At 34.8% G+C, this 17,222-nt stretch carries 9 protein-coding genes; 4 read left to right on the forward strand and 5 right to left on the reverse strand.

From position 1 onward, the window contains the following. Positions 1-64: 64 nt before the first annotated feature. On the forward strand, positions 65-3,304 hold the full coding sequence (locus PI23P_RS02410) for a S41 family peptidase (protein ID WP_004569127.1): 3,240 nt from the start codon (positions 65-67) through the stop codon (positions 3,302-3,304). A 337-nt stretch (positions 3,305-3,641) separates the two neighbouring features. On the opposite strand, the gene PI23P_RS02415 is transcribed toward PI23P_RS02410, so the two are convergent. Both PI23P_RS02415 and PI23P_RS02420 read right to left on the reverse strand, forming a co-directional pair. Beyond that, complete coding sequence (locus tag PI23P_RS02415) at positions 3,642-4,322, reverse strand: hypothetical protein (protein WP_004569128.1); 681 nt, start codon at positions 4,320-4,322, stop codon at positions 3,642-3,644. Then, positions 4,322-8,047, reverse strand: a complete 3,726-nt coding sequence (locus PI23P_RS02420) for a reprolysin-like metallopeptidase (RefSeq protein ID WP_004569129.1) — start codon at positions 8,045-8,047, stop codon at positions 4,322-4,324. Before PI23P_RS02420 ends, PI23P_RS02415 begins: the two co-directional genes overlap by 1 nt. 62 nt (positions 8,048-8,109) lie before the next feature. Between PI23P_RS02420 and lipB the strand changes: the two genes are divergently transcribed. Further along, on the forward strand, positions 8,110-8,814 hold the full coding sequence (gene lipB / locus PI23P_RS02425; protein WP_004569131.1) for a lipoyl(octanoyl) transferase LipB: 705 nt from the start codon (positions 8,110-8,112) through the stop codon (positions 8,812-8,814). Positions 8,815-8,916: 102 nt separating this feature from the next. On the opposite strand, the gene PI23P_RS02430 is transcribed toward lipB, so the two are convergent. Next, positions 8,917-9,969, reverse strand: coding sequence for a nucleoid-associated protein (locus tag PI23P_RS02430; RefSeq protein ID WP_004569132.1), 1,053 nt, complete (start codon positions 9,967-9,969; stop codon positions 8,917-8,919). A 133-nt stretch (positions 9,970-10,102) separates the two neighbouring features. Continuing rightward, on the reverse strand, positions 10,103-10,693 hold the full coding sequence (gene rnhB, locus PI23P_RS02435; protein ID WP_004569133.1) for a ribonuclease HII: 591 nt from the start codon (positions 10,691-10,693) through the stop codon (positions 10,103-10,105). Between the two features lie 160 nt (positions 10,694-10,853). Between rnhB and PI23P_RS02440 the strand changes: the two genes are divergently transcribed. Together PI23P_RS02440 and PI23P_RS02450 are read left to right on the forward strand one after the other, a co-directional pair. Beyond that, complete coding sequence (locus PI23P_RS02440; RefSeq protein ID WP_004569134.1) at positions 10,854-12,824, forward strand: putative porin; 1,971 nt, start codon at positions 10,854-10,856, stop codon at positions 12,822-12,824. A 582-nt stretch (positions 12,825-13,406) separates the two neighbouring features. Then, a complete protein-coding gene (locus PI23P_RS02450) occupies positions 13,407-14,762 on the forward strand; it encodes a cytochrome P450 (RefSeq protein WP_004569136.1) in 1,356 nt (451 codons plus the stop codon). A gap of 785 nt (positions 14,763-15,547) precedes the next feature. On the opposite strand, the gene PI23P_RS02455 is transcribed toward PI23P_RS02450, so the two are convergent. Continuing rightward, positions 15,548-17,017: a Na+/H+ antiporter NhaC family protein gene (locus PI23P_RS02455; RefSeq protein ID WP_004569138.1), complete on the reverse strand. Its 1,470-nt coding sequence runs from the start codon at positions 17,015-17,017 to the stop codon at positions 15,548-15,550. Positions 17,018-17,222: the final 205 nt, after the last annotated feature.

Here is a 17,222-nt window from a genome sequence, read left to right on the forward strand (position 1 = left end):
TTTCCTTTAACAGTATTGAATTTCAATATGTTGTATATTTAGTGGATCTAAAAAATGAAAGCCTATGAAACTTTTTTTAACAAGCATTGTTATTTTTACATTGTTGACAACATCAACAACCATTTCAGCTCAAGAAACAAGATTATTGAGGGAACCTACTATTCACGGAAATCAAATTGCTTTTGCATATGCAGGAGATATTTGGACCACCAACTTAGCAAGCAATTTAACTACAAGGTTGACAAGCACCTCGGCAAAAGAGAGCAATCCTCAGATATCTCCTAATGGAAAATGGATCACATTTTCATCGAATAAATCGGGTATTCTTTCTGTATATATTGTCGCAATTACTGGAGGTGAAGCCAAAAGATTAACGTGGCATACAAGTGAAAATATTGCCAGAGGTTGGACAAATGATGGAGAAAATGTATTGTTTGCGTCCAATAGAAACACTGCCCCAAGCAACTTTAATCGTTTGTACACAATACCTGCAAATGGAGGCCCTGCAATAAAACTATTTGAGCAATGGGCAACTTCTGGCTCGTATGCTGGAGACGGAAAACAGATGGTAATCGATAAAATGAGACGTTGGGATGAAGAGTGGAGAGATTATCGCGGTGGACAAAACACCCCTTTAATAATTATCGATTTAAAAACACTAAAAGAAACATTATTACCAAATAACAAAACTACAGACAAACAACCGCTATGGTTAGGAGATCATGTCTATTTCTTATCAGACAGAACGCATACCTCAAATGTTTGGTCCTACAACACAAAGACCAACGTTTTAAAACAAATTACCGCATTTAAGGGCACCGCAGTAAAATCTTTAAGTGGCCATCAGAATACCATCATTTTTGAACAAGCAGGCTATTTGCATACGTTGGACCTTAAAACAAACAACACCAAACGTTTAAAAATAAATATCACTGGAGACTTCCCTTGGACAGCAATAAAATGGGAAAATGTAAATGATCGCATAACGTATGCAAGCATTTCTCCAAATGGAAAAAGAGTTGTGATGTCTTCTCGTGGAGACATTTTTACAAACCCCATAGAGTTTGGAGATTCAAGAAATATTACACACAGTTCAGATGCCGCAGATAGAGCCGCAATCTGGTCTCCAAAAGGCGATAAAATTGCCTGGTTTTCTGACGCTGACGGAAAAGGATATGCTTTACACTTAACCAATCAAGACGGAACAGCAAAAACAGAAATCATCTCTATTGGAATTTCAAAAATGGCTTGGGAGCCAAATTGGTCTCCAGATGGAAAATACATTTCTTTTGTAGATGACGATACCCGTATCAGAATTGTAGCCTTAAAGGAAAAAACTATTAAAACTATTGACAATGCGGGCAAAAACTTAGAACGAGGTCGTATGGGAATTACTTGGTCTCCAGATTCAAACTGGCTGGCCTATGCAAAGTCAGGTGACAACAGTTTAAAACAAATTAAAATCTGGTCTGCCGTTACAAATAAGACAACCGCTATTACAGATCCTTTTGCCGATTCATTTTCTCCTGCTTGGGATTTAGATCACAAACACTTGTACTTTTTAGCAAGTACAGATGTTGCACTTGGTTCTGGCTGGGCGAATACAAGCGCAATGACTGCAACCCCAAATTACGCAGCATATGTTATCAACCTTGTAGAAAAAGATGCTTCTCCTTTTAAACTAAAAAGCGACGAAGAAATCATAAAGAAAGAAAAAACAAAAAGCGAAAAAAAGGGCACAAAAGACAGCAAAGAAAAAGAGAATGCAGCAACAAAAGAAAAGAAAGTAATCATTGATTTTAAAGGTATTTCCCGCAGGATAATGGCACTTCCTTTAAAAGGAAACTATCGCAATCTTTTTGCAGGACCTCCTGGTTTTGTGTTTATCGCAGAAGGAACTACTCTTCATAAATTTAATTTGAAAAAATTAGAAGCAAAAGAGTTTGGTAAAAAGCTGCGTGTATCCGGGGTTTCTTATAATGGGAAACACATGCTTCTAAAAGCTGGTAAAAATTGGAAGGTTTTAGAAACTACTGCATCCGACACAAAAAAAGCAAAGACCTTAAAGCTGGACTTTAACATGAAATTGAATCGTTTGAAAGAATGGAATCAAATATTTGAAGAAGCCTGGCGCTATGAGCGCGATTATTTTTATGACCCAAACATGCATGGAAGAGATTGGGACGCAGTGTACAAAAGATATGCGCCATTAATGCCATTTGTAAAACACCGCGCGGACTTGAATTATGTTTTAGATCAGGTAAATGGTGAATTGTCTGTAGGACACAGTTTTGTCAGGGGTGGAGACTTTCCTGAGCTCGCAACAGCGACTGGAGGACTACTAGGAGCAGATTTTGTTGCTAAAAAAGGGAAATGGAAAATCAACCGCATCTATACTTCAGAAAGTTGGAATCCTGGTTTAAATGGACCTTTAGATCAACCAGGAATGAAAATTAAAGAAGGATACTATTTGGTTGGAATTAACCATCAAGAAATTTCTGCAGAGGAAAATCTCTATGAACATTTAGATGGAACCGCAGAGAACCAAACCACGTTGCACATAAACTCTAAACCCACTTTTAAAGATGCTTGGAAAGTAGTGGTAAAGCCCATTAAAAGCGAAAACTCGTTGCGCCAAAGGACCTGGGTAGAAGATAACAGAAGAAAAGTAGACGCGCTTTCTGGGGGAAGATTGGGCTATATTTGGGTACCTAATACTGGCGGACCTGGATTTGTGTCTTTCAATAGGTATTTCTTTGCACAGCAAGATAAAGAAGGCGCTGTTATAGATGAGCGATTTAATGGGGGTGGTTTGTTAGACGATTATATGGTCGATTTACTGACCCGCAAACCAAGAGCGGCTTTGACAAATGAAGTTCCCAATGGAAAACCAATGCGTCTGCCTGCAGGAATTATGGGACCAAAAGTACTATTGATAAATGAACTTGCAGGTTCCGGTGGCGATTTCTTTCCTTGGGTCTTTAGACAGCAAAAAGCGGGTTTGCTGATTGGAGCGACCACTTGGGGCGGATTGGTGAAATCTTCCACACATTACAGACTCATTGATGGAGGTTCTTTAACAGCTCCAGACAATGCCGTTTTTGATCCTGTTAAAAATGAATGGGTTGCAGAAAACAAAGGAGTTGCTCCAGACATTGCAATACGACAAAATGCGAAAGCATTAGAATTAGGAAATGATCCTCAATTAGAAAGAGCAGTAATTGAGCTGTTGAAACAATTGAAAGGAACTAAAAAGGCAACCATTACCCCACCTTCATTTCCAAAACCAACAAGAACAAACTAAGTTTTTACAAATCCTCGCCTTAAATGACAAAGCGAGGATTTGTATTAATTCGCTACTTTAGAGCGCATATTGTTTGAAAATAAACTTTTTGGAAAAATATCAAATTTGAGTGATGGTTCTAAATTGTGAGATTTTATAATGGCTCGAATGCAAAAAACAAAGTGAAGATCTTTGTAACGCTAATTGAATTCTGCATCTGCATGTTTCGTCATTGCCAATGAGTTTACGCTTGCTCCACAGAAATTCCTACATCAGTTTTTTTTGCAAATTAAGCCTCAAATAACGCCACTTTTGAGATACAAAACCCAATTAACAGCTATAATATAGGCACACAGACTTAGTTAACGCTAAAAGTAAAGAATTGCCCAATAGATTTTGCACCAGCACTATCCGTAACATTTACCTTCCATGAATATGTTTTTCCAGATGCCACAGAAACAGCATAGGTTTCTAAAGAAAGTTCACTCTCTAATAAATTTAATGCCGTACCCTCACCAAAAAACAACTCATACGTTAAGGTATCCTCTGTATTTGTATCAGCTCCTTCCCAAACTAAAGCGACACTTCCGGCACTAACGCTCGTATTATTTTCAGGAGCTTTTAAATCAGCCATAAAGGGAGCATAATTAGTGACTCCATCTCCTTTTGTGAAAAAAGCAAACACAGAGGAATTACTAGCTTGATTGTTATCTATATCTACTGCATTTACCTGCCAATAAAATGCGGTAGCTTTCTCTAAAGTCAATGAAGTTTCACTTATACTAACAGTTCTGTTTTCTATAACATCTGTTAACTGCCTGTCTTTTGCAATTATAATATTATAGCGTATTGAATCCTTTTCTGGATCTGTTGCATCGGTCCATTCAAAAGATATGCTATTCTCAATACAAAGTAAATCTTGTGTCGGGAACGTCAACTGAACTGCACTTGGAGGTTGATTTACTGGCGCTTCCTTAGAACAACTTACAGCTAAAAAGCAAAGACTACACAGGTTTAAGATCATTATTATTTTTCTCATTATTTTAATATTTTAATAGCTTTTGAAGTTATTGGTGATTTTAAAATATAAATACCTTTTTCAAAGTTTTGAAACGGAATAGACATTGAATTATCTTCGATATTCACCATTTTCTTAAAGACTAATTTTCCGTTTATATCAAAAATTATTATTTCTATTTTAGTTTCCTCTATTCCCAAAGGGAGCAATAATTCTATCGCGTCCGCTACTGGATTCTGTAATAACAATACGGAACCTATTGTTGTTTTAAAAACTCCTTCACAATCTTTAGCAGATTTTACCTTTAAGATACCTCCTTGATCCAACTCAATCTCAAAACTTTTTTCGGTGGATGTTCTTAATAATTTGTTATTTAAAAAAACACTAAAAGGAGCGGTACCCTTGTCAATATTAAAGGAATAGGTGTTTGAATTTTTGCCTGCATTTGCCTTCAAAGATATCGGCTGAGATTCGACAATTTCAACTTCAAAACACTGCGTATAACTTAACTCAATTGTTTCTACGCAAACTTCGTATAACCCTGGATCTAAACCTGTAAACACTTGACTAGAGTCATTTATTTGAGAGGTAACACTTGTCGAAGAGTTTGTTAATGTCACTGTATAGTCAAAGAAGCTTTGTGCAACATTCACTGTTACAATACCATCATTTTCATCTACACATGTTTCTGATGTCGTTTGTAAAGAAACATTCTTGGAATCTATTACTGGTTCTTTCACTGTAATAGAATAATCTTCCGTTTCTCCATATTCGCTTATGTGATCGGCATCGCAAGCACCCTCTCCAAAACCGGTATTAGGGTCGTCGTATGCTATCAAAACACGCATTCTTGTTTTCCCTAATTTTGCATCTACAGGCACTTTTACAGAAAATGTTGCTGTTGCAATATCTTCTACTCTTGATCCTAAATCATACCTTTCATTTGTTTTATTAAAAACAAAATCTTGATTCCAATCGATAAAAACATAACAATGGTCTTGAAAACCATCAGTATCAAAAGTCACACTTATAGTGTGATTAATGTTTCTAAAAACCTCTGTATCTATAGCTGTAAAATCTTGATACCCGTCAACAGTGTCATTATTCGAGTTGTTATTTATTGCGTTAAAAGTAACATTCAGAATATGCTCTGCACCCCCAGCATCATTTGTAAATGTCGAGGCACAGTAAGAAGGTGTTGCTGTTGTAAAACTGAACACGTTAGAAAAGGAACCTTCGTTGCAACTATTTTTAGCTTTTACCCTCCAATAATAAAGTGTACTTCCGGATAAATTGGTCGCATTGTATGCATTTGTAGTTGGTTCTCCGTTAGATACAACAGTGGTAAAAGCCGCATCACTTGCGATTTCAACAATATAAGAACTTGCATTTGTTTCTTCTTGCCATGTTACTATTTCTGAGGGTGCAATACCGGTCTCTCCATTTGATGGAGAGACCAAGGTCACTGTTCCTAAATTCGAAGCTGTAATACTTAATTTAACAGCTATATTTTGATTTACACTTGTACTATTTCCTTGCAGGTTTATGGTATAATCTTGCGCTGTTGTTCCGTCTAAATTAGAAACTGACATTACAACATCTCCATCTTCATTAATTGTTAGAGGACTAAACGTTACTGAGGAACCGGCAGGTTGACCAGTTGCTTCAAAGGAAACGGTTTCTGTAAAACCATTAATGAAATCTAAATTCAACGTATAATCTACTGCTTGATCTCCTGAATTACATGCAAACAAATCTCCGGTTGTATTCTTTAGAACAAAAGAAGGTATTGTCGATTGGATTTCAAAATTTACAGCATTTACATTATAAAAAATATTATCTGCAGCTTCTACCATAATTCTGGCCTTAGTAGTCACATTATTGGGTACAATGATGTTTTCAGAACCATCATTTGATATGTTTTCTGCCAATATTATTGGAAAAGTTATACCTCCGTCTTCAGATAATTTAATTGTAATACTTTGACAATTAATTGGAGTTTCGTCTGTAGTTCCTTTATCCCAATTGATCGTTTCTGTAGCTCCTGCATTCCAAATTATTGCAGTATTCTGAGAAGTAACTGTAAATGCATCTGCATCTACAATAGTAACTTCCATATCATCCCTAGAATTTGCGCCTCCGTCAGCATTATTATCCCGAACTAGCAAAGAAAAATTTAATGCTCTCGCAACACTGGGCAATACCTCCCACTCACTACCATTTGCACCCGAAACCACGGTTTCTAAAGCTGGAAAATATCTGTTTGGAGAAATACTTGAAGGCAGTGATCTAAACATAGGACCCACAATGTTCGTTGCTAAAGGGGGCATTTCGGCTACTTCAGTGTCTATTTGTTCCCAATTGTAAGTCAATACATTTTCGGTATCCACATCTGTAGCAGTTCCCCTTAAAACAAATGGTGTCGATCTTGGAATCGAATAATTCACACCTGCATTTGCTATTGGAGCCGAATTACCATTAGGCACTAAAGTTGCGCAATTATCTGTATCTGCTATTAATTGTTGCATTTGTGCAATACTAACTGCGTGAAAATAGACATCACTTATCCCTTGCACATTAGGCGCACAAATACCTGCATACCCCATAATTGTGGATGCACTTCCAGGCTCTACTGCTGTTGAATTTGTTCTGTTACAATTATCATTATTTTGAGTATGTGTAGCGCCAAATTGATGCCCAAATTCATGCGCAACAAAATCAATGTCAAACGGATCACCGATGGGTGTACTCCTCCCAGTCACTCCTCTTGCTTTTTGTCCGTCAACACAAACCACTCCTAAGCCCGCCAAACCAGACCCACCTGTACTAAAAACATGTCCAATATCGTAATTTTCAGTGCCTATTTGCGCATCTGCAATCGCCTGCACCTCATCTATCATAACATCTGGCTCGCCGTCTGTAATATTATCGGTGTTGGGATCTAGAAAGATTACCGCATCATTATTAGCTACCAAAAGCATTTTCACTGCTAAATCCTTTTCAAAAACACCATTAACTCTTGTCATAGAAGTATTCATCGCAGATAAAACTGCTGTCTTTTTATCGGCATCACTCGCTGTAGCTGGCACTCCTTGATTGTTTAAATGGAATTGAGCATATTCTCCACTACACACTAAAGCAAGTCTAAAAGTTCTCAGATATCCATCATTCCCAGGAGTCAATTGTCGTGAAAAAGGCGCTTGTTTTGAGGAATTCTCCCCGACGTCACAGCTAAAGGATTTAGCTTCCTCTTTTAAGTCAGAAGTTTTATAGACAATATACTTCTTGTTATCATCGGTGTAGGGATCAATATAGACGGTCTTTCCATTTGCAGCAAAAATCACGGCATGAAATCCATCGGCACCCATACTAATTTTTGCAAAGGAAGTTGGATTGGTAATACCAGTACCTCTAAATGCCTTTATCGTTGGGAATTTTACTGCTAATTCTTTCTCAAAATTAGAAGAAGATGTAATTTTAAAAGCCTCCAGAACACCCTCTGAATTTGGCAAATGCACTATTTCATTTGAAGATTTAAACTGTAAATTCATTTGACTCTCCATGCGACCTAGCTCTAATTGATACAACAAATGCCGTGTTGGAAAATTTTTAAAGCCTCTTACTTTATTCGCTTGAAATGTATTTTTTTCTCCATCTAGTTTTTTCCATAATTCTTGCCCATTCATATTTAACATAAAAATTAAAAAGAGCGCGCAGATAGAAAACTGAATATTATTGGATTTCATAAAATATTTTAGGATAGTAAGATGCTCAAATATAATGAAAAATATACCTTTGTATTTATCGTATGAATAGAAAAATACTGCTTAAAGACTTAAAAATTAAGGACTACAAGGATACTTGGGACTATCAGACAACATTACTTCAAGAAATTGTTGACGTAAAAATCTACAACCGCAGAAATAATGGAACCAAAAAAACAGATAATTATTTTTTATTTGTAGAACACCCGCATGTTTACACTTTAGGGAAAAGTGGTGACCTAAATAATTTACTGCTGACTGAAAAACAACTCGAAGAAAAAGGAGCTACTTTTTATAAAATAAATCGCGGTGGTGACATCACCTATCACGGGCCTGGACAAATTGTGGGATACCCTATTCTAGACTTAGAAAACTTTTTCACAGACATTCACAAATACCTTCGATTATTAGAAGAATCTATAATTCTAACGATTGCAGAATATGGTTTAAAAGGGGAACGAAGTGAGGGAGAAACAGGAGTTTGGCTTGGCGTTGGAACGCCGTTTGCACGTAAAATTTGTGCGCTTGGCATTCGTTCTTCCCGCTGGGTGACCATGCATGGTTTTGCTTTAAATGTAAATACCAATTTAGGCTATTTTGACCATATAATTCCTTGTGGAATCCGTGGAAAAGCTGTGGCTTCTATGGAATCTGAATTGGGAAGAAAACTAGACATCGAAGAAGTGAAAACTAAAATATTAACTCATTTTAAAGCATCCTTCGAAATTGAACAGTTTATAACTTCATAGAAAAGAAAGGATCTCAGATTGTAAAGCACCTAAAAATGCGCTCGGTAAAAATTCGTTTTTTACTGCATGACACTTGTGAATCCAAAGCCCTCGCAAACGTTTTTATTTTTCTTCGTTAAAGAAGACCTTATAGAATTTCATTTTCTTTTCTTCATCGTACCCTCTTTCTAAATATTCTGAGGCAGCCTCCGGGGCATCTACATCTAATTTGATACTGATGTTGGTGTCTAACTTAATTTCTGTCTTTAACTTGTTCTTTTCCTTTTTCAAGACGACCCCAGAAACATCAAAGTTATTGCGTATTAGAACATCATTTAAGGTTTCAAAATGTTTTTTGTAGGTATCAAACTGTTCTTTGTGTTTTTCGTCTTCAAAAACTTCATCTTTAAAAGTGGCATAATCTACCGCTTCATTTTCTTTAAAATAATCAACTGTATTTGCTAAGAAATTTCCTTGTTGTTGCATTCCAAGTTCTGGCTTAATCACCTCTTCTGAAAATTCTTTACACATTTCTAAGTAATTTTGCGTGTGTGAATTGTAATCATCTGCAAGTTTGATGCTTAAAAAATCTTTGATCCAATACTGCGCATCATAATTGTTGTTATCCACGGATAAAACAATAGTGCCCTCTGTATCAGACGTATTTAAAATCAGACACCCTTTGTCTATTCTTTTGGTAGAAATTCCTTTTTGAACCACCATATCGAAACTTTTATTATCGTCCAAATAGGTTTGGAAAAAGTCGATTTTATTTTCAATTTTAAAAACACCGATCGCCTCTGTCAAGACATCCTTATATTCGATGCCCTCTATTAGCACGATAAGTACATCGCCCGTTTTTATTTGTGCTGAATTTGATTGCTCATACAAATGGTTCACAATATTCTTAGAATACTCAATAAACGAGTTCTCTTCTTTAAAAATTTCTGAAGCATAATTATTTAACTCATTCAAACGAACGTCGGCATGATGAGAAAAACGGTAACTTTGAGTAAGAGTGCCAAATGGTTTTAACAAGAAACTCTTCATTAAATCATAACTCTCTTGATCAAAACGAATTAAATCTTCTGAGAAAACATTTTTACCACTATTGAACTTATTTGCAACTTTATGAAGAATACATTTGGTTATTTCTGCTCGCGTTTTTTTGATCATCATCTGAAATTAGAAGCGTAAAAATAGAAAAAGTTTGTGAAGCATTTCATTATAAATTAAGATTCTCAAAAAATAAAATTTAGAGATACGTCCTATTGACTTTAGAGTATGCTACCCGGTCAAATGTGTGTTTTTAACTTTCGTTCGCTGGCAACAATCTAAACGTTTTGCGGTGGTACTCTGTGGCACCGAAGTTTCTAATTGCATTCCGATGTTCCTTTGTAGGGTATCCTTTGTTCTTCGCCCAATTATACATAGGGAACTCCAAATGAATCTTGGCCATATAGTCATCCCTGTAAGTTTTTGCTAAAACGGAGGCCGCCGCAATGCTTAAATATTTGCTATCTCCTTTGACAATTGTCTGGTGTGGAATTTCTTTGTAATCTCTGAACTTATTTCCATCTACAATAATAAATTCTGGGGTTATTTTTAAGCCTGCTATTGCACGATGCATCCCTTCAATAGAAGCCTGTAAAACATTAATTTCATCCACTTCCTGCTGCCAGATAAAAGAAACACTAAAAGCCAATGCATTTTCCTCAATAAATGGCCTTACTGCTTCTCTTTTTTTTTCTGAAAGCAATTTAGAGTCATTTAAAAAAGGATGTGTAAAATCTTTTGATAGAATCACTGCTGCCGCCACAACTGGTCCACACAAACACCCTCTTCCGGCTTCATCTGTTCCTGCTTCTAGAGAAAAACCACTATAATTTAAATGTAACATGCTGCAAAGTAGCAAAATTTTCGGTTTGATTCCTAACTTCCGAATAAGGATGTCTTCAAAAAACAAACCAAGAATCCTACTTTAATTAAAAATTTTCACAGTACTTAATCCCTATGATTTTCGTTTAATTATTTTACATTTGTTCTTGCAGGATCAATCTATGAATAAAGCACTACTTTTTTTATCACTATTTGTTTTTCTAGGAACACAGACCCTATTTTCTCAAAATTTAAGAAGATCCAATGAAATGTTTGGAGGAATGAATAATCTTGATCGACAGCAAAATGACAGCCTGAAAGGACCTGGAAAAATAAATGTCACCCTCTCTGGAAAAACAACCTATACTGATTACAAAATAATCTCTCATACCAACGACACCACGTATATAGATACCACACTCAACTTGCAAAAAGAATACAAGTTCAACTACCTTAGAAAAGATTTATTTGAGCTGTTAGAATTTCACAATCAGGGACAAACTTTTAATAATTTAGGCTACGACTTTACCAGTATTTCAAAACTTCCCGACATTGGTTTTACTGCCAAACAACCTAGTTATTTAGAAGTGGAAGACATAAAATATTACGAAGTCCCCACACCCACTTCAGAAATCTTATATCGAACCGGTTTGCAACAAGGACAAGTGCTGGATGCTCTATTTACACTAAATTTTTCAAAAAGACTCAATGTATCGCTGGCGTATAAAGGATTGCGTTCTCTCGGCGCCTACAGGCGTGCCTTAGTTAGTAATGGCAATTTTAGGGGTTCTTTTCAGTATAGCACTGAAAAAAATAAATATCAAATTAAAGGTCATTTAGCATCCCAAGACTTTTTTCATCAAGAAAGCGGAGGCTTGACTACAGAAGCCCTAGATAATTTTATCAGTGAAGACCCCAACTTTGAGCGTAGGTCGCGTTTAGATGTTAATTTAACAAAATCCGAAAGTCAGTTCGAGGGAAACAGAACATATATTGCCCAGAGCTATAAACTTCTAGCCAGCAAAGACACTGTCAACAATAAAGATTTCAGCAATCTAAAAATTGGCCATATTTACACCAGTGAAAAAAAATCCTATGAATTTATTCAAAATGAATTGACAGAAGATTTTTTCGGATCGGCAGGCTCTGCAAATCCAAAAAGAAAAGCGGCCGAAAGTAAGCTGCGCAACAATGAGTTGAATTTGGAATTTAACTCTAAATATGTACTAGGGAAATTCAAAGCAAAAGCAAATTTCATAAACTATTCTTATGGCTATGACACCATATTAAACAGCAAAAGTGGTATTAACAAATTGAAAATTGAAGGAAATGCCATTTCTTTTGGAGCTGATTGGAATGCCAAAATAAAAAAATTTCAACTAAATGCGGACGCAAGTATCACGCCGGGAAAAGGAAGACTTTCAGGAAACTACCTAAAGGGGGAAGCGGTGTATAAAAGAGATAGCATTTTTAAAATAAAAGGCACTTTACTTCTAAATTCAAAGGCACCAAACTTTAACACCTTACTACACCAGAGTGAGTATGACGACTACAATTGGCAGCATAATTTCAGCAATGTAAATACAAGAGACCTCGGTTTCGACTTGACTTCTAAATGGATCAATGCGTCTTTAAATTTTACCAATTTAGACAATTACACCTATTTTGACGCACAGAGCCAACCACAACAATTTGATGCCCAAATAAGTTATTTAAAGGTAAAAGCAAACAAAGAGTTCACGCTTGGTAAATTTGCCTTAGACAACACCTTAATGTACCAAAATGTAAGCAGTGGAAGTACCGTTTTTAGAGTTCCTGAGTTTGTAAGCAGAAATACATTGTACTATACAGATTATTGGTTTAAAGGAAAACCAATGCTTGTAAATATTGGCATTACATTCAAATACTTTTCGGCTTATGCTGCAAATGCTTACAATCCTCTTTTAGCAGAGTTTAGATTGCAAAATGAAGAACAAATTGGGTTTCCTACTTTTGATGTTTTCTTCAACGCCCAGGTAAGGAGAACGCGTTTGTATTTTAAGGTGGACAATGCTACTTCTAAATTTACTAGTAAAAATTACTTTTCAGCACCAAATTATCCTTACAGGGACTTAACAATCCGCTTTGGTTTAGTTTGGAATTGGTTTATATAGCTATAATATAGCCAACAAGCAAGAATTTATTTTACAACAAACGTATCTCCACAAAATAAACTTAAAAATAATTGAAAACTTTTGCTACTCAAAAGTTTTACTTAAGAATCACGACACTTTTAGTTTGCCACATATTTTGGTAGAAATTACAATGCCCTTTTGGTAGAAATTCTTTCTCTTCTGAAAACAGAATGCAAGGAAAGAATTGGTTTGATGTCTTGTTGCATGGATTTCCTTAGGTTTTATTATTGATCTCAATACTGTTAAATATTTTTTGATTTGTTGACAAAAAAAGTTTCCCAATAAGTGTTTGTAAACAAACCAGTGACTTTAAATTATAATAGCGATTTGATCAAAAAAAAAGCGCCTAAAAATTTTGATACAATCCTTTCCTATATAAATTCTAAGCACATGAAATTTATTTAGCAAAGGATCGTATTGTTTAATTAAAAACTTTAGGATGATGTTTTGTAAGTATATATTTAATGCAAACACACCAAATTACAAAAGCAAATATGCTTAAATTTGTACAAAATAAATACAACAATTCAACTTTTATAAATTCTTTAAAACGGGTTGTTAATGAGTGCAAATAAAATTAAAATGAGTGTATCCAATAAAATTCCAGAAGTTTCTTTTTTTAAGTTTCTAAAGCATGCCAATGCTATTTTACAAAATCCTTTACCTTTTCACGCAAAAAACTTTGCTTCTTTAGGAGATATTTTTCGTTTAAAAATTGGTTTTGGAAAATCTGTTTTGTTTTGTAGAGATGCTGGACTTTTACAACATGCGCTTCAAAAGAATCAAAAAAATTATACTAAATCTTATATTCAGACCAAAGATTTAGCAAAATATGTTGGAAAAGGATTGTTAACTGCTGAGGGAGAGCATTGGCAAAAACAACGAAAATTAATTCAGCCAGCTTTTCATAAAGGCCAACTTAAGCTGTTGGTTGATACCATTCAAAAAACCATTTTAGCAGAATTAAAAAATATTAAAATTGGAAAACCGATGGATGTTTTTCCTGTTTTTAATGATTTGGCTTTTCAAACTGTAATTAAATCAATTTTCAATATAAACATTTCTGCTACTGATATTGATTCATTGCAACATACCACAGAAGCTACTCAAAAAATGTTGGTTCAAGAACTAAGACAACCCTTTTTTGTTTGGTGGTTTAACCTTTCAGGAAAAACGAAAAAGCATTTAAACTTGACTCAAAATTCGAGAACAATTTTAAAAAGATTGGTGGAAGAAAGAAAGCAAAGCAACGGAGATCATCATGATTTACTGGACATGCTTTTAAGTGCAAAATATGAGGATGGCTCTAAGATGGATGAAAATCAATTGGTAGATGAAATATTGATTTTGTTTGCAGCAGGTCATGAAACAACTTCAAATGCACTTACTTTTACCTGCGAATTATTAGCCAGAAATCCTGCAGCACAATCAAAAGTGGCATCTGAAATCAAAAAAATAAAAAGTGAATCTACGGATTGCATGCACTGGATAAAAAATGCGAGCTATACAAAATTAGTTATTGAAGAATCTATGCGTTTGTTTCCTCCAGCCTATTTTATGGACCGGGTAAATATTGAGGAAGACACTTACAACGGAATTGTTTTACCCAAAGGCTCGAATTTGTTGTTTTCAATTTATGAGATTCATCGTCATTCAGACTTTTGGAAACAGCCAAATAAATTTATTCCTGAGCGTTTTTTAGATGAAAATATTAAGTTTTCAAAAAATTATTTCCCCTTTGGTGCGGGACCTAGAATGTGTATTGGCAATAATTTTGCCATGTACGAAATGATTTTAGCAATTATTGCTTTGGTAGCGCAATTCGAAATTATTGAAAAGGAATCCCCTATTCAAATAAAACCACTAATAACACTGAAACCTCACAATGCTATTTTGGAATTTAAAAATAGGATTTGATTGAAAGATCAAATTTTTAATTAAATTTCTACAAATCAAATTAAATTCTTTGTGAGGAAAAAGTAGTTGTAAACTTGTCTAATTGGTAACAAAGAAAAAATTAATCTCAACGAATTATTATTTAGCAAGCAACTCTTCTTCCAGAATTTCCTTTAGGTCGCGTTATAAAACCAGAAGGATTTGTGTGAACAATTAATTCTTTATTTAAGATGTTTTTTGTGTCGTCATCACAATCAATGCACAATTCATCAGTTTTTAACAATTGAAGCTCAAATTACAAGTCTATACTATTCAAAAAAAATAATTCATAAGAAGAAAAATTAGTAAAATCATCTATCGATTATAGATTACAGAAATCTCTTTGAAATAAAAAAGGAGAAATTACATTATCAGCCAGTGATTTGTTTAATAATTTTGGATTAAGACAACGCATCAATGGAGAAGGTTTGAAAGCTTTGTATGAAAGCAATTTTGAAACTCAAATTATTCGTTTAGGGAGGAAGTGTAAATTTTAAAAACAAAATTTATACTTCATTGTATTTGTCCAAAAAAACGCGTTGTGCTCATACCTAAATTTAAGTTAAGACTCAAACATATATTGCTGTTAAACAGTTTAAGTTTTTCTTTTAACAATCTCATTTAGCTTTGTAAGGTTTCCTTAATTTTTTATTAGAGATACTTCTCAGCTATTTCATTATCGTCTTCTTCTTCTTATTTAAAAATTCGACTGATCTAATATAAAAATCCATTTTAAGTAATTAATATCAACAGAATTATATAGAAACTTATTTTTTTACCAACTGCCTAATTTTAATATTTAAAGCGGCAAATAGCAAGGTAGTAAACGGACTTAGATAATTAAAAATAGCATACACAAAATAATCTGAAACAGAAACACCCAACACGCTAGATTGATAAGCCCCGCAAGTGTTCCAAGGAATTAAAACGGAGGTTACGGTACCCGAATCTTCTAAAGTTCTACTCAAATTTTCTGGTGCTAAACCCTTGTCCTCATATGCTTTTTTAAACATTTTACCAGGAATTACAATTGCTAAGTATTGGTCTGATGCAATTGCATTCAATCCTAAACAACTAATAACAGTGCTTGCAAACAAGCCAAAGACTGAACTCGCAACTGACAATAAACTTTTCGTAATTTTTGACAATGCTCCAATGGCATCCATTACACCACCAAAAACCATGGCACAAATAATTAAAAATATGGTCCACAACATTCCATTCATTCCACCAGATGAAAATAATTCTGATAACTTCTCATTATCTGTTGTTATGTTGGTGTCTATAAAAACAGCATTGATGATAGATTTAAAATTGGAATCTGACAAGCTTGCCAGAACGTCACTTTGAAAAATAAATGCAAAAACTGCTGCTAATAGCACCCCTGTTCCTAACGCTATCAACGGTTTTGTTTTCATTAAAATCATTCCTATTACAATTCCTGGAACTAAAAACAACCAAGGTGAAATATAAAATGTATTGTCTATAGAGGCTAATAAGTCGCTAATATCTGAACTCCCAGTGGTATCTATGGTACTGCTTAAAATAGCAAATACAATCAACGTTACGATAATGGTTGGCACTGTCGTGATTGCCATGTATTTTATATGTGTAAACAAATCTGTACCTGCCATGACGGGTGCTAAATTTGTAGTGTCTGATAGTGGCGACATTTTGTCTCCAAAATAAGCTCCTGAAATTACCGCTCCAGCAATCATCCCTGTTGGAATTCCTAAAGCACTTCCAATCCCTACTAAAGCAATACCCACCGTAGCTGATGTCGTCCATGAGCTTCCTGTCGCTATGGATATAATAGCTGCAATCACCACAGATGCCGGTAAAAATATTTCTGGACTTAGTACTTGTAATCCGTAATAGACCATCGCAGGAATAATACCACTAACTAGCCAAGTTCCGGCCAAAGCTCCTACTAAAAACAAAATCATGATTGGAACAAAAATACTTTTCCAATTTTCCCAAACTTCAAAAATCATTCTAGATGCGGGCACTTTATTCAAAAAACCAACAACGGCAGCAACCAAACCTCCCATCAATAAAATATATTGATTTGTATACCCACCAAACCACTCTTGGCCTTCCACAAAAAAGATATTGTAAGCTAATAAGGACATGAGGATTAAAACAGGCGATAGGGATTCTAATAAGTTTAATTCTTTATTACCTGTCACTTTTTGGTCTTCAATCTGTATTTCTGAAGGCTTGTTTTTGTCTTGCATTCCTTATTATTTGTTTAGATATGGTAATGTTACGCTTTTACACGATGTTATGCAAATAGATTTGGCGCCCTTCCTGTAATATTCATAGAATTTTCAGCTTAAATTTAAAAGAAAATACCAAAATAGAAATTACAATTAACAACAAAATATCTTCCACTAAGTGCGAACTAAAAATAAAATTATTACAAAAAACAGCTGGTATACT

Source organism: Polaribacter irgensii 23-P (assembly GCF_000153225.1).
In the GTDB taxonomy this organism is placed as follows: Bacteria; Bacteroidota; Bacteroidia; order Flavobacteriales; family Flavobacteriaceae; genus Polaribacter; species Polaribacter irgensii.

Bases quoted from the DNA above. Each gene is read 5' to 3' on its own strand.
- PI23P_RS02410 (WP_004569127.1), top strand. From the start codon at position 65: ATGAAACTTTTTTTAACAAGCATTGTTATTTTTACATTGTTGACAACA.
- PI23P_RS02415 (WP_004569128.1), bottom strand. From the start codon at position 4,322: ATGAGAAAAATAATAATGATCTTAAACCTGTGTAGTCTTTGCTTTTTA.
- PI23P_RS02420 (WP_004569129.1), bottom strand. From the start codon at position 8,047: ATGAAATCCAATAATATTCAGTTTTCTATCTGCGCGCTCTTTTTAATT.
- lipB (WP_004569131.1), top strand. From the start codon at position 8,110: ATGAATAGAAAAATACTGCTTAAAGACTTAAAAATTAAGGACTACAAG.
- PI23P_RS02430 (WP_004569132.1), bottom strand. From the start codon at position 9,969: ATGATCAAAAAAACGCGAGCAGAAATAACCAAATGTATTCTTCATAAA.
- rnhB (WP_004569133.1), bottom strand. From the start codon at position 10,693: ATGTTACATTTAAATTATAGTGGTTTTTCTCTAGAAGCAGGAACAGAT.
- PI23P_RS02440 (WP_004569134.1), top strand. From the start codon at position 10,854: ATGAATAAAGCACTACTTTTTTTATCACTATTTGTTTTTCTAGGAACA.
- PI23P_RS02450 (WP_004569136.1), top strand. From the start codon at position 13,407: ATGAGTGCAAATAAAATTAAAATGAGTGTATCCAATAAAATTCCAGAA.
- PI23P_RS02455 (WP_004569138.1), bottom strand. From the start codon at position 17,017: ATGCAAGACAAAAACAAGCCTTCAGAAATACAGATTGAAGACCAAAAA.